This is a genomic window from Brucella pituitosa, assembly GCF_003049685.1.
GTDB lineage: Bacteria > Pseudomonadota > Alphaproteobacteria > Rhizobiales > Rhizobiaceae > Brucella > Brucella pituitosa.
Genome location: NZ_PYSY02000001.1, coordinates 1,758,782 through 1,772,872 on the forward strand (window position 1 = coordinate 1,758,782; position 14,091 = coordinate 1,772,872).

Here is a 14,091-nt window from a genome sequence, read left to right on the forward strand (position 1 = left end):
CCTGCCATCTATGGAGATCTATCATGGCATTTCTCGCCGACGCCCTTTCTCGTGTAAAGCCATCTGCGACCATTGCGGTCAGCCAGAAAGCACGTGAACTGAAAGCTAAGGGCAAGGACGTGATCGGTCTCGGAGCGGGCGAGCCCGATTTCGACACTCCAGACAATATCAAGCAAGCTGCCATCGACGCGATCAATCGCGGCGAAACCAAGTACACCCCTGTTGCTGGTATCCCTGAGCTGCGTCAGGCTATCGTTGCCAAGTTCAAGCGCGAAAACGGCCTCGACTATAAGCCAGAACAGGTTATCGTCGGCACCGGCGGCAAGCAGATCCTGTTCAACGCCTTCATGGCGACGCTGAACCCAGGCGATGAAGTGATCGTCCCTGCGCCATACTGGGTGAGCTACCCGGAAATGGTTGCGATCAACGGCGGCACCCCGGTTTTCGTCAACACGAAGATCGAAGACAATTTCAAGCTCACCGCTGCTGATCTTGAAAAGGCCATCACGCCGAAGACCAAGTGGCTCATTTTCAACTCGCCATCGAACCCAACCGGCTCGGCATACACCGAAGCAGAACTGAAGGCCCTGACCGAAGTTCTCGTTCGTCATCCGCAGGTCTGGATCCTGACCGACGACATGTATGAACATCTGGTCTATGGCGATTTCGTCTTCACGACGCCCGCACAGGTTGAACCTTCGCTTTATGACCGCACGCTCACCATGAACGGCGTGTCGAAGGCCTATGCCATGACCGGCTGGCGCATCGGCTACGCAGCGGGCCCGCTGCAGCTCATCAAGGCCATGGATATGGTGCAGGGTCAGCAGACCTCTGGCGCTTGCTCCATCGCTCAGTGGGCGGCTGTTGAAGCGCTGAACGGCACACAGGACTTCATTCCGAAGAACAAGGAAATCTTCCAGGCTCGTCGCGATCTGGTTGTTTCCATGCTCAACCAGGCCAAAGGCATTCACTGCCCGACACCTGAGGGTGCGTTCTACGTTTATCCGTCATGCGCTGGCCTCATCGGTAAGAAGACTGAAGCGGGCAAGGTGATTGAGACTGACGAAGACTTCGTGACCGAACTGCTAGAAGCAGAAGGCGTTGCCGTCGTTCACGGCTCGGCTTTCGGTCTTGGACCAAACTTCCGCATTTCCTATGCGACATCTGATGAACTGCTTGAAGAAGCCTGCTCACGCATTCAGCGCTTCTGCGCAAGCCTGCGTTAAAAGCTAAAAATACAAATGACGAAGGGGCCGAAAGGCCCCTTTTTCGTATCTTCACCTCAAGAGAAAAACCAAGATCTGGCGAAAAGCCAAAAAAAAAGCCAGACAAATGTCTGGCTTTGAGTTTTGAAGGTGCCTTTGAGGCAAACCTCCAGAGGGGAACACTCAGCCTGCGTAAAATGGGAGGAGGAAACGCAGCGCTGAGATGATCTTTATATGCACTTTGCTTATTGTTTTGGCAATGCAACTTTATGGCAATGCAGCTATGCGTTTTATGCATAGCTTGAAAATCAGAAAAACATAAATAAATTCAATATTTTATAGATTTATCACCGAACCGAAACTCTATATCAGCGATATAAGAGCAGCCTAAACTGCAGGCAGATGCAAGTCCGCCTTGCTTGTAAAAACAGCAAATCACTTTCGCTGGCAACATTCACAGGGCCTGTCACTAAACTATCACCACACTGCATCGAACCTGTCACAGAAGAGGCATAGAAGCCCTCGCAAGGCCGCAGCTATCCCCGATGAATGCCCAAACGGCACGTGCTGCGCGCACCCTTATTCAGGAAGGAGCGCCATCTTGCGGATCGTTCAGATTACAGACACTCACCTCAGCCCTGCCAAATCGCACTTCAACAGCAACTGGTCCCCACTGGTCGCGTGGGTCGAACAGCAGAAGCCGGATCTCATCATTCATACCGGGGACCTGACCGTCGACGGAGCCGATGTCGAAACTGACCTGATTTTCTGCCGCGATCGTATTGCAGAGCTCCCTGCGCCTGTGTTGAGCCTGCCCGGTAATCATGACATCGGTCATCTTCCCGGCAGTCACCAGCCCGTTAACCCGCTGCGCCTTGCACGCTGGCGCACGCATTTCGGCCCAGATTATTGGGCAAAAGATTTCGGAAACTGGCGCATTATTGGTCTCAACAGCCTGATCATCGGCGCAAATTCGGTTGAGGAAGAAGGGCAGTTTCAGTGGCTGGAAGCTGAACTGAATAATAGCGACGGCAAGCCGGTTGCAGTCTTTGCACACAAGCCTGTTTTCGTCGATGCGCCGAACGAAGGTGATACGGGTTACTGGGGTATTAGCCCGGCGCCTCGCCAGCGTCTTTACGATCTTTTCAAAGCCCATAATGTGAAGCTTCACGCCAGTGGTCATCTGCACCGCGCCTGGGAAGGCACCACTGACGGCATCAGCTACATCTGGGCACCCGCAGCCGCCTTCATCGTCGGGCCAATGGAACGCGACCTGCCCGGCGAACGTATCCTCGGCGCTGCCATTCACGAGCTCGGTGAAACCGTAACAAGCGAAATCGTCCGCATCGAAGAGCTCACCCCTTACGTCATCGATGACGTGGTGCATGAAGTCTATCCGCATCATACCGGCGATGGTGAAGCAGAAGAACTCATTGCGGAGGCCAGCCAGTGAGCACGCTCACCCTTCGAGACATCAGCAAATCCTATGGTGCCAACCGCATTCTCGATGGTATTTCCCTGGAAGCGGCGGAGGGTGAATTCATCGCTCTCGTTGGCCCTTCCGGCTGCGGCAAAAGCACATTGCTGCGCATTCTGGCCGGGCTGGACCACGCAGACGAAGGCAGCATCGCCATTGCTGGGCGTGACATTACCGCAGCGCATCCAGCCGACCGCAATATGGCGATGGTCTTCCAGTCATACGCCCTTTATCCGCATCTGACAGCAGCACAGAACATTGCTGTACCGCTCGCCATGCGCGATCTCACAACGATGGAGCGCATGCCGATCATTGGCCCACTTATTCCCAGCCAGAGGAAAAAGCGAGCTTCTATTCAGAAACAGGTCAGAGCCACTGCGACCAGCTTGAAAATAGACCATTTGCTTGATCGCAAGCCGGGTCAGATGTCTGGAGGTCAGCGCCAACGTGTGGCTCTCGCCCGCGCGCTCGTCCGCCAGCCGGGTGCGTTCCTGATGGACGAGCCACTCTCCAATCTTGATGCCAATCTACGTGTTCACACCCGTGCGGAAATCGTCGAACTGCATCGTCGTGCAGGCGTGCCAACCATCTACGTTACACACGATCAGGCAGAAGCACTCAGCATGGCCGACCGCGTTGCAGTCATGATGGGCGGCAAACTGCTTCAGATCGACACGCCAACCGCGATCTATAACGATCCGCGCCATATCGAGGTCGCGCAGTTCATCGGCACGCCCCGCATCAATATTCTTGATGCCGTGATCAGCGATAACGGCATTGTTCATTTTGCAGGCCACGCCATTCTGCAAGGCGTTGCCGCCCATTTCGGCACCCAAGTTCGCATCGGCATCAGACCCGAACATTTCCGTATCGTTCCGCATGATAAGACCGGCATCAGCGCGACCGTCTCACGGATCGAATTTCTTGGCTCGGAAGTGCTGATCTATATGAAAGCGCCCGGAACTTCACAGGAGTTGACGGCAAAGCTCGACCCCGCCAATGCACAGCACATTATAACGGGCCTGCCAGTCGGCCTGCACTTTGACGCCGCCAACGCCTATCTGTTTGGCGAAGACGGTCTGCGCCTGCGTCAGCCTGCCGATAGCAAAGTGACGCTTATGGCCCGCGAAAGGACGTCAGCCCATGTCTGACGCCGCTGTTCCCCATTCGGGCACAAGTCACGCAAGAACGGCCGCAGAAAATGCCCGCCGCCGTGAAGAACGTCTTGCATGGAAACTAGCCTCCCCGGCGATTTTTCTGACTGTACTCCTCATCCTGCTGCCAACCGCTGCTGTGATCTTCTGGAGTTTCACCAATTTCGAACTTGGCTATGATGGTTTCGAGTTTATCGGATTTGATAATTATGCCGAACTCTTCCGTGATCGAACATTCCTGATCTCGCTCAAAAACACTGCCGTTTACACCGCTATTGTAGCTCCAGCCTCTGTCTTTCTCGGCCTTGGCGTAGCGCTGCTCATCGAGAGCGAAGTGCGCGGCAAATCCTTCTTCCGCACGGTCTATTTCCTGCCGGTCGCCTCGCTCCTCGTCGCCATGGCTACCGTCTGGCAATATTTGCTGCACCCAACGCTCGGTCCCGTCAACGCCATACTTGGCATGATCGGCATCACTGGCCCCAATTGGCTTGGTTCCAGTGACACCGTTCTGACCAGTCTTGCGATGATTGGGGTATGGCAAAGCGTTGGCTTTAACATGGTGCTGTTTCTGGCAGGCCTTACCGCCATTCCACGCGAGCTTTATTCAGCTGCCGAAGTCGATGGCGTGAAAAGCAGCTGGGAACGCTTCCGTCTGGTCACATGGCCCTTACTCGGACCAACCACGCTTTTTGTGACAACAATCAGCATCATCAATGCCGTGAAGGTTTTCGAGACAGTCAAAACACTCACAGAAGGCGGCCCGAACAAAGCCTCTGAAGTGCTACTCTGGACCATCTATCAGGAAGGCTTCGTCTATCTGCGCGTCGGCTATGCCTCAGCAATGACAGTGATCTTTCTCGCGGTTCTGGTGATCCTGATGATGTTGCAGTTCCGCATGCTGGACCGTCGCACCCACTATTGAGGAAACCCGGATGACATTGGCTCGTTCTTTCCGTCTTGGACTTCTGTCGCTGGGTGCGTTGTTGTTTCTCGCGCCCTACATCTTCATGCTGTCGACGGCCGCAAAGTCCCAGCAAGATATTTTCTCGTCCTCCCTGTCGCTGATCCCTCACAATTGGGCGCTCTGGGAAAATCTGACCAAGGCTTTGACACGCGTCCCGATGGGGCTTTTGCTGTTCAACGGCGTTGTTGTCTGTGGCTTGGTTCTCGTCGTTCAGGTCGTCATCGCCATTCCTTGCGCTTATGCCATGGCAAAGCTGCAGTTTCGCGGCCAACGCACCATGATGATGCTGGTTATGCTGGGTCTGCTAGTGCCGATCCATGCAACTGCACTGCCATTCTATGTTGGTTTCAACAAGCTTGGTGTGCTCAACAGCTATTTTGCTCTCAGCGCTCCGTTCTTCATCTCGGTCTTCGGCATTTTCCTGTTTCTGCAGTTCTTCCGCGCCCTGCCGGATGATCTCATCAGCGCAGCCCGTCTCGACGGCATGTCGGAAGCAGGTATCGTTATGCGGGTGATCGTTCCCAACGCATGGCCCGCAATCACCGCTTTCTCGATCTTCTCGGTTGTCGCGCACTGGAACGACCTGTTCTGGCCGCTGATCGTCATCAACGGCATGGAGCGTGCCACGCCGCCGCTTGGCCTTCTCTATTTCCGCGCTGCGGAAGCAGGCGATGATTACGGCGCGCTGATGGCAGCGACACTCATCATTACGTTGCCACTTCTCCTCGCATTTCTTGCCGCCCAGCGCCGCTTCATCGAAGGCATCACCCTCACCGGCCTCAAAGGCTGAATTCTTCCCTCCCATCCTCCACAGGAGTTCAATCATGAAACGCTTTTCCAGTGCACTCGCCGCTCTGGCAATGGCAACAGGTCTCGGCTCGCCCGCCTTTGCCGACACGACGTTGAACGTACACTACCCGATGCCGGGCTTCTTCAAGGATGTCATGGCGGACATCTCCAAGAAGTTCATGGAAGAAAACCCGGACATCAAAATCAACTTCGTCAGCCCTTCCGCGACTTACGAAGAAGGCATCCAGACGATCATGCGTCAGGCTGGCACATCGGAAATGCCAGACATCACTTTCACCGGTTTGAACCGCTTGCGCGTATTGGCCGAGCGCAACATCGGTGTCGACATGAAGCCGCTTGTCGATAAGGAAGCCGATCTGGAAGCCCAGGGCTTCACCGACCATCTGCTGAGCCTCGCCCGCGTTGGCGACCGTCAGGTTGGTCTTGCTTTCGCGACCTCCAACCCGATCATGTATTACAATGCCGATCTTCTAAAGGCAGCAGGTGGCAATCCTGACACGCCTCCAACCACCTGGGACGAAGTGATTGAGCTTGGTGGTAAGATCAAAGCGCTTGGCAACGGCAATGAAGGCATCGATTTCCGCTGGCAGGGCGATGACTGGATGTTCTCAGCCCTTCTGTTCGGCGCTGGTGGCACCATGCTGTCTGAAGACGAGAAGAAGGTTGCCTTCGACGGAGCGGAAGGTCTTGAAGCTTTCAAGCTGGTCGATCGCATGGTCAAGGAAGGCGGCATGCCGGTTCTCACCAAGGCTGCAGGCGAGCAGTCATTTGCTGCTGGCAAAGTTGGATTTTCATTCCAGACAACGGGCGCTCTGCGCAACACGATCAAGAATGTCGGCGACAAGTTCGACATGCGCACCGCCAAGATCCCGCTTCTCAACGCCGAAAAAGGTCGGCTGCCAACAGGCGGCAATGCGGTTGTGATCCTGACCGAAGATCAGGCCAAGCAGGATGCAGCATGGAAATTCGCCAAGTTCGCTGCTGGCCCTTATGGCGCTTCCGTCGTCGTCCCCGGCACTGGCTATGTACCGAACAACGAACTGGCCGCCAAATCAGATGAGTATCTCGGCAAGTTCTACGAGGAAAACCCGCTGTTTAAAGCTGGTCTCAGCCAGATGTCGCTGATGATCCCTTGGTATGCTTTCCCCGGCTCAAATGGCGTCAAGGTAACGCAGACCATCGTCGATAATCTCTCGCGCGTTGTTGAACAGTCGGCAACGCCGGAAGACGCTCTCGCCGATGCATCCAAGGAAGTGCAGCGCCTGTTGCCACGCAAGTAACATTGATGAAAATGAAAAGGCCGCGCTGGATGATCCAGCGCGGCCTTTTCACATCGTAGGACTACAATCAGAACGTCCAGTTACGTGCCTTCGAGAACAGGAAGTCACGGAAGGCATGAAGCTTGGCAGAGTTTTTCAACGCTTCCGGATAGCAGAAGAATGTATCGAACGACGGAATTTCCTCTAGCTCGGGCAGAAGCTGCACCAGACCGGATTCCTTGTCCGCCATATAGTCAGGCAGAACTGCGATACCGACACCGCGCTGAACAGCACGACGAATGGACAGCAGGTTATTCACCTGCAAAACAGGAATGCGCGCACTTCCATCGGAACGACCAGCGATCTCCAGCCAGTTCAACCCGGTCAGATAGCTCGGAGCAGGTTCACCAAAAGTCACCACGCGATGCTGATCAATTTCATCGATCGAGTTCAACTTGCCATACTTGGAAACATAGCCCGCCGAAGCATAGACATGCATATGCACGGTGAACAGACGGCGCTGGATCAGATCAGGCTGCTGTGGCTGACGCAGACGGATCGCGCAGTCAGCATGACGCATGGTGAGATCCAGCTCTTCATTATCAAGAATGAGCTGAAGCTGCACATCAGGGTATAGCTCGACAAACTCCTGAATACGTTCGATCAGCCAGCCTGAACCCAGACCAACGGTCGTCGTCACGCGCAGACGTCCTGTCGGCTTTTCCTTGCTCTCGGCCAGTTTCGAGCGGACATTTTCGAGCTTCATCAGCACGTCGTGCGCCGTCCGGTAGAGCGTTTCGCCCTGCTCGGTCAAAATGAGCCCGCGGGCATGGCGATGGAATAGCGGGACACCAACGTCCTGCTCCAATGCACTTACCTGTCGCGAAATAGCTGATTGCGACAGATGCAATGTCTGTGCGGCATGGGTGAAGGACCCGGCTTCCGCAGCAGCATGGAAAATGCGCAGTTTGTCCCAGTCGAGCGGTGCGACCACCTTCTCCCCCTCTCGTTACTCCGCAGCTTCGTGCAGCGGTTCCTGTGCAGCCAACCAGCGCTCGGATTCGAGCGCCGCCATGCAGCCCATACCAGCGGCAGTCACTGCCTGCCGGTAAATATCGTCGGTAACGTCACCGGCGGCAAAAATGCCCGGCACGTTGGTAGCGGTCGAATCGGGTGCAGTCCAAAGATAGCCGTTTGGCTTCTGCTTGAGCTTGCCCTCGAACAAAGAAACAGCAGGTGCGTGCCCAATAGCGACGAAAACCCCGTGAGTTTCATGCTCGCTCAATTCACCTGTCACGATATTTTTGAGACGAACACCTGTAACCGTCGCGCCCATCGGGGGCTTGGCTTCGGTGCCTACGATTTCATCAATGACGCTATTCCAGATAACCTTGACGTTATCGCGCGACATCAGGCGATCCTGCATGATCTTCTCAGCGCGGAAACCTTCACGGCGATGCACGACCGTCACGCTCTTGGCGATATGCGACAGATAGAGTGCTTCTTCGACAGCCGTATTGCCGCCGCCGACCACAACCACATCCTTGCCGCGATAGAAGAAGCCATCACAGGTCGCGCAAGCTGAAACGCCTCCGCCCATGAAAGTCTGCTCGCTTTCAAGACCAAGCCACTTGGCCTGAGCGCCGGTGGCGATAATCAGTGCATCACAGGTATAAACCATGCCGGAATCGCCGATCAGGCGGAAAGGACGCGACGTCGTATCAACTTCCGTGATGATGTCATAAAGAATTTCGGCGCCAACATTCTGAGCCTGCGTCGCCATCTGGTCCATCATCCATGGACCCTGCACTGGTTCGGCATAGCCCGGATAGTTTTCCACATCAGTCGTGATCATCAGCTGGCCGCCCTGCTGCAAACCAGTAATGATGATCGGCTTGAGCATCGCGCGCGCAGCGTAAATCGCCGCAGTATAGCCTGCCGGACCAGAGCCGATTACGATAACGGGCGCATGACGCTGTGACATGGGGATAGTTCTCCGGTCCAAAAATCGATTTAAACAGCGGACTTCCAGCTCACCAGAATCGCTTTCGCGCCCAGCTTTGCCAATGCCCTGATATTGTGGCCAAGGTAGGTCTGCGATCCGTTGTTTGCAAGGTTGGAGCAGCATTTGCTGCGCTTTAGCCACAGCTTGTCGCCATTCAGCACGATGAAGCGGCATCCCCACATTGCGGCTGGCAAGTTCCCGCGTTAAACACAGGACAATAAAGCAGCTTTCAAAATCGCTGGAGCCGAAGGCCATATATAAGACCGTTGCTAATATCTGTGCGCGTTTCGGCCTCGTCATGGCGGTGGCAATGCTGTTGCCTGCCGCTATCGACTTGCGCGATGGCAGCGACGACTGGCTTATTTTTGTGCGTTCTGCGGCAGCGACCGGTGCATTATCGGCTCTGATCCTGTTTGCCACCCAAAACCAGAACACGCGCTTCACGCCGCGCCTCGGTTTTTTGCTGACCGCGTGCCTGTGGCTGACAGCCAGTTTTCTTGGCTCAATCCCACTTTATTTCTCGCATCTGCCGATCAGCTATGCGACCGCTTTCTTTGAAGCCATGTCAGGCGTGACTTCCACCGGCGCAACGGCATTGACCGGCCTCGATGAAATGCAGCGTGGAATTCTGCTCTGGCGCTCGCTTCTGTGTTGGATCGGTGGCGTCGGCTTCATCGGCTTGGCACTATTGATGCTGCCTTCGTTGCGCGCAGGCGGTCTCGCACTTTTTCACATGGAAAACTCCGATAAATCGGAAAAAATTCTGCCGCGCATGAACCAGATCGCGCTCGGCATTGTTATGGCCTATCTCACTTTGACAGCTGCTTGCATGATTGCCTATTTCGCAGTCGGCATGAGTATGTTCGATGCAATCAATCATGGCTTGGCAACGGTTGCGACCGCAGGCTTTTCGACCCATGATAGTTCATTCGGCTTTTACGAAGGCAACCAGAAGCTGCTCATCGTATCAACAGTTTTTATGGCGCTTTCGGCCCTACCGTTCGTCCTTTATATCAAGGCATTCATGCCACGCCGACTGGAGTCGCTTGCCGATCCGCAGGTAAAACTGTTTTTTGCCCTCGTCATCGGCTTCAGTTTCCTTCTTGCGATTGTATTGAGGCTTGGTTCGAATGTTCCGTTTGGCGACGCGCTCATATCCGCATCGTTCCATTTCGTCTCCGTCATTACGACAACCGGCTTTACGACCGAAGATTATTCGCTGTGGGGACCACCGGCTCTGGGCATTTTCTTCCTCGCATCGTTTCTTGGAGGCTGCGCAGGATCGACATCGGGCGGCATCAAAATGAACCGCCTGATCATTCTATGGAGCCTGACGCAAGCCAATCTCGCGCGCCTTGTGATGCCTCATGCGGTTATAAAAATCCGGTACGGCTCTTCTGAAGTGTCCGGGGAGATCGCCCAGAACGTATTGCTCTATCTGTTCCTCTATATTGCATCGCTCATTATCGGTGCTGTTTTGCTGGCTTCCCTTGGTCTCGATTTCGTCTCCGCCTTCACCGGCGCATTGACCGCATTGTCGAATGTAGGCCCAGGATTCGGGGATACGATCGGACCTGCCGGAAATTTCTCAACGATCCACGATCCGGCACTTTGGGTACTTTCGTTTCTCATGCTGGCTGGCCGTCTTGAACTCGTAACCATATTTATCCTGTTCACACGTACTTTCTGGATGCGCTAACAACGCTTTAGACGGTTTACATCCTGTCGTTTCTTTTGGTATGAGCAGGATTAGATTGCGCTATAGCAGCGCTGAGTGTTTTATAATTACGCCTGAATGAAATTTCATTGCGCGCGGAGTTTTGCATGCCGATCAAGGCTGATCTGGACGAAATCGATTGGAAAATCCTTCGGGAGCTCCAGAATAACGGGCGCATCACCAATGTTGAGCTAGCCGAACGTGTCGGCATCTCTGCCCCTCCCTGCCTGCGTCGTGTGCGCAAGCTGGAGGAAAGTGGTGTCATTCGTGGCTACCGCGCTATCCTCAATGGCAATGCTCTCGGGCAGGATCTTGTCGCATTTTGTTCGGTGGGTCTGCATCGTCAGGCAGACGCCGACCTCAAGGCTTTTGCTGAGAAGTCAAAGCAGTGGCCGCTGGTGCGGCGCGCATGGATGGTATCGGGCGAGTCCGATTTCCTGCTCCATTGCGTTGCGCGCGACCTCAACACATTTCAGACTTTCGTCATCGAAGAGCTGACCGCCGCTCCCAATGTGGATTCGGTACGCACGGCACTGACTATTCGTCCTGTGAAGGACGAACCGCTGATGATTCTTTAGTTCATTGAAGTATTAATGAGAGAGCGACTGCGTTCATGCGCGGTCGCTCTTTTCTATTTGGAAAAACTCAGCTGTTAAAGACGCACTCATAGACTGCGCTGATTGCTGCAGCTTCTTTTTCGAGCGGGAAGGCTTCGCGAACATGCGCGAGCGCGTTTTCGCCATCGCGTTGAGCCAGAGCAGGGTCGGCCAGGTAAGGCTCTATTGCATCACGCAATGCGTCGCCATCGCCAGCTGCAACAAAACGACCTGTGCCTTCCACAATCATTTCGGCATAGGCACCGGCATCGCTTGCAACGACAGCAGTTTTGGAAGCCATCGCTTCCAGCGGCGTAAGCCCGAAGCCTTCATTTCGGGACGGCGCGACATAGAGCGTGAGACGTCGATACCAGATACGCACGTCCGGCACTTCGCCAAGAATGCGGATACGATCCTGCAATCCGGCGGCAGCGATACGTGCTTTCAAATCATCTTCAAATGACTGGTGTTCGGCAGTCGTCCTACCTGTGATGATTGCGGTCCATTCCGGATATTTCGGCAAAAGCGCAATCATCGCATCGACAAACAGGTCCGTGCCTTTGGAATGACGCACACGCCCAAAACAGCCAATAGCATATTTCCCGGGCAGGCCCGATGCGCTGAACTGGTCTTCTTCATCAACGGGTGGATGAAACCGCTCAAGGTCAACGCCATGCATGATGACCTGATGCGGCACTTCAAGAAAGCTGCCCGAACGGCCGCTGGTCGCGATCACCGCATTCATGCGGCGGATCAGCCATTTGGTGAAGGGTTTGTGATGACGTTGCGCGGCAGAAGTGAACACCAGCCGCAACTTCATGCGCAATACATCGCGCATGAAAATACCTGCAAGCATCTCGATATTCCGGCGTGCATGCCAGATACGAAAACGTCGTTTGGCAGGCTTTTTCCAGAATGAAAGAAGAGCACCCCAGCCGAGTTGTGGCAGAGTTTCAGGCAATCCAGGCCCCATTGTTGCAATTCCTAATCCCTTTGCACGCTGCAAAGGGATTAGCTGCACGATAGTCGAAGTCACTCCGGAAAGGCGGCGCTTGAAATTGGGCGCTACGACTTCAACCTGTTCAATGGGAACTGGCACGTTTCGCCTCAAATGAACTTGAGACCGAGAATCTCATATGAACGCGAACCGCCGGGTGCATTGACCTCAATGGTATCGCCTTCACCCTTGCCGATCAGCGCACGCGCGATTGGCGAAGAAATCGAAATACGGCCTTCCTTCACGTCGGCTTCCTGATCGCCAACGATCTGATAGATCTTCTCTTCTTCGGTATCTTCATCGATCAGCGTGACGGTAGCACCGAATTTGATCTTGTCGCCAGAAAGCTTTGTTACATCAATAACTTCGGCGCGACCAACCAGCTCTTCCAGCTCGTTGATGCGTCCTTCATTCAAGCTCTGGGCTTCCTTAGCAGCGTGATACTCTGCGTTTTCCGAAAGATCGCCGTGCGCACGCGCCTCAGCAATTGCCTCAATGATCCGCGGACGTTCACTTTGCTGACGCGTGCGGAGTTCTTCCTTGAGGTTTTCGAAACCGCGAGGGGTCATAGGGAACTTTTCCATACCCAGTCCAGTCCTTTCCATCGCCCGCCGCGCTTCCCTCCAGGATGAGCGCGACGGCAGTTTGATTGCCCGCCTGATCCTGCTCCAAAATTGGCTCAGGACACCCGTCCGGAAGGCTAAATCGCCTGCCGGCACACAAAAAGAAAACGGTCCCCGAAACACATGCTTCGGAACCGTTCAAAGTGATGTTCCCGTAACTATAGCATTTTCATCAATCATTTCACGAAGAAAAATTTAAGCCTGTTAATTCTGCAGCACACCATTCCTATTTTGCCTGAATAGGCCAGTTCGCAGGCCATTTCTCAGGACCACCATCGTAATTGCCATCGCAGTCGTCCTTAACGCGCTCTTGCACAAGCACAAACCGCACGTGTCCTTCGCCCGCATCCGTGGCTTTCCAGACATCATAGGTGCCACAATCGCCCAGGCCCCTGCCCTTGAAGAAAGCTGTCAGCGTCTTGTTCTGCTGCGACCAGTCAATGTTCCATGCCTGATCAGTGACGGTTGGACCATCATCCGAAATCGTTGGCAGTGAAATCGGAACCACCTGATTCTCATATTGGCTGTAAAATACGTAGGGCTGATTATAAGCGCCCGGCGAACCGCACGGCATTCCGATCAGGTGAAGGCCGTCTGCGATTTTCGCGTCAAAGCCTCCGCCGGTGCTGAAAGAATTTCCACTGGATGTCCCGCACAAACCATTTTCTTCAGTGAAGTCCTTGCGAATCTGCTCCGGCACCTGATCGACTGAGGCAATGATTTTCACCTCCGATGGCAACGGCGCAGGCTTGTTTCCCTTTGCCTGCAATGCATCGACTGTGCCAGCGCGTGATTGCTGCTCATCGGCATAGATTAAACCGCCAACAAATCCGGAAAGCGAGTAATTCGAGGTTTTTCCTGCAAACTTGAGCTGCAATTTCTGGCCATTCTTCATGGCATCAATCAGTTTGGTAACGGCAGCCGCGTCACCATAATTGAGCTGATCGCCCTTGAGCCATGCTGCTGATGCTTCCACCACCAGCACCAACTTTCCGTCGACGAACAGTTCCAGTTTCCCTGAAGCCTTGGACGGATCAATATAGGAAAGCTGGAATTCCGGCTTCGATCCGATCGCGCGGCTCCTGTATATACCAAGCGCTGGCGCGCCCTCACTTGCGACCGGAGTGAGGCTTAATGTGCAGTTTTGCGCAAAGTCGCATAGAACAGAAGTACTCCGGATCAGCTTGTAGGCGGCCTGTGATATGCCAGTGTGTGAAAGCAACGAAATCGCCGCCCATCCTGTGAGCAAAATTGCTCTGAGCCCAAACTTCCGAAAAACCATAA

The 14,091-nt window shown here is 54.4% G+C and carries 14 protein-coding genes and 1 pseudogene; 9 read left to right on the forward strand and 6 right to left on the reverse strand.

The features are described 5' to 3' along the window. The first annotated feature begins 23 nt into the window (after window positions 1-23). From C9380_RS08690 to C9380_RS08720, 7 genes and pseudogenes are all read left to right on the forward strand, one after another. On the forward strand, window positions 24-1,226 hold the full coding sequence (locus C9380_RS08690) for a pyridoxal phosphate-dependent aminotransferase (protein WP_024899468.1): 1,203 nt from the start codon (window positions 24-26) through the stop codon (window positions 1,224-1,226). A 15-nt stretch (window positions 1,227-1,241) separates the two neighbouring features. Further along, a pseudogene (locus tag C9380_RS08695) lies at window positions 1,242-1,432 on the forward strand (hypothetical protein). A gap of 374 nt (window positions 1,433-1,806) precedes the next feature. Beyond that, window positions 1,807-2,658 (forward strand): metallophosphoesterase family protein, encoded by an 852-nt coding sequence (locus C9380_RS08700; RefSeq protein ID WP_128093379.1) that lies wholly within the window; start codon window positions 1,807-1,809, stop codon window positions 2,656-2,658. Continuing rightward, the gene (locus tag C9380_RS08705; RefSeq protein WP_128093380.1) at window positions 2,655-3,833 is read left to right on the forward strand and encodes an ABC transporter ATP-binding protein; all 1,179 of its coding nucleotides are present in this window, start codon (window positions 2,655-2,657) and stop codon (window positions 3,831-3,833) included. Before C9380_RS08700 ends, C9380_RS08705 begins: the two co-directional genes overlap by 4 nt. Further along, window positions 3,826-4,758 (forward strand): carbohydrate ABC transporter permease, encoded by a 933-nt coding sequence (locus tag C9380_RS08710; RefSeq protein ID WP_128093381.1) that lies wholly within the window; start codon window positions 3,826-3,828, stop codon window positions 4,756-4,758. The genes C9380_RS08705 and C9380_RS08710 overlap by 8 nt, the downstream gene beginning before the upstream one ends. A gap of 10 nt (window positions 4,759-4,768) precedes the next feature. Further along, entirely contained in the window at window positions 4,769-5,590 is an 822-nt protein-coding gene (locus C9380_RS08715; protein ID WP_100558739.1) for a carbohydrate ABC transporter permease, read from the forward strand. Between the two features lie 34 nt (window positions 5,591-5,624). Then, the gene (locus C9380_RS08720; RefSeq protein ID WP_128093382.1) at window positions 5,625-6,890 is read left to right on the forward strand and encodes an ABC transporter substrate-binding protein; all 1,266 of its coding nucleotides are present in this window, start codon (window positions 5,625-5,627) and stop codon (window positions 6,888-6,890) included. 67 nt (window positions 6,891-6,957) lie between these two features. On the opposite strand, the gene C9380_RS08725 is transcribed toward C9380_RS08720, so the two are convergent. Genes C9380_RS08725 through C9380_RS26795 form a run of 3 tightly spaced genes read right to left on the reverse strand, consistent with a single transcriptional unit; the run spans window position 6,958 to window position 9,056 of the window. Continuing rightward, the gene (locus C9380_RS08725) at window positions 6,958-7,863 is read right to left on the reverse strand and encodes a LysR family transcriptional regulator (RefSeq protein ID WP_024899462.1); all 906 of its coding nucleotides are present in this window, start codon (window positions 7,861-7,863) and stop codon (window positions 6,958-6,960) included. 15 nt (window positions 7,864-7,878) lie between these two features. Continuing rightward, on the reverse strand, window positions 7,879-8,853 hold the full coding sequence (trxB, locus tag C9380_RS08730) for a thioredoxin-disulfide reductase (RefSeq protein WP_128093383.1): 975 nt from the start codon (window positions 8,851-8,853) through the stop codon (window positions 7,879-7,881). Between the two features lie 29 nt (window positions 8,854-8,882). Next, entirely contained in the window at window positions 8,883-9,056 is a 174-nt protein-coding gene (locus C9380_RS26795) for a hypothetical protein (RefSeq protein WP_161662562.1), read from the reverse strand. Between the two features lie 116 nt (window positions 9,057-9,172). Here C9380_RS26795 and C9380_RS08735 point away from each other — a divergent pair, with 116 nt between their 5' ends. Both C9380_RS08735 and C9380_RS08740 read left to right on the forward strand, forming a co-directional pair. Further along, window positions 9,173-10,573: a TrkH family potassium uptake protein gene (locus tag C9380_RS08735; RefSeq protein ID WP_111786517.1), complete on the forward strand. Its 1,401-nt coding sequence runs from the start codon at window positions 9,173-9,175 to the stop codon at window positions 10,571-10,573. A 125-nt stretch (window positions 10,574-10,698) separates the two neighbouring features. After that, complete coding sequence (locus C9380_RS08740) at window positions 10,699-11,169, forward strand: Lrp/AsnC family transcriptional regulator (protein WP_024899459.1); 471 nt, start codon at window positions 10,699-10,701, stop codon at window positions 11,167-11,169. A 67-nt stretch (window positions 11,170-11,236) separates the two neighbouring features. On the opposite strand, the gene C9380_RS08745 is transcribed toward C9380_RS08740, so the two are convergent. From C9380_RS08745 to C9380_RS08755, 3 genes are all read right to left on the reverse strand, one after another. Next, window positions 11,237-12,286: a glycosyltransferase family 4 protein gene (locus tag C9380_RS08745; RefSeq protein ID WP_128093384.1), complete on the reverse strand. Its 1,050-nt coding sequence runs from the start codon at window positions 12,284-12,286 to the stop codon at window positions 11,237-11,239. A gap of 8 nt (window positions 12,287-12,294) precedes the next feature. Continuing rightward, the gene (gene greA, locus C9380_RS08750; protein WP_024899457.1) at window positions 12,295-12,768 is read right to left on the reverse strand and encodes a transcription elongation factor GreA; all 474 of its coding nucleotides are present in this window, start codon (window positions 12,766-12,768) and stop codon (window positions 12,295-12,297) included. 265 nt (window positions 12,769-13,033) lie between these two features. Further along, window positions 13,034-14,089, reverse strand: coding sequence for a DUF1176 domain-containing protein (locus C9380_RS08755; protein WP_128093385.1), 1,056 nt, complete (start codon window positions 14,087-14,089; stop codon window positions 13,034-13,036). Window positions 14,090-14,091 lie beyond the last annotated feature (2 nt).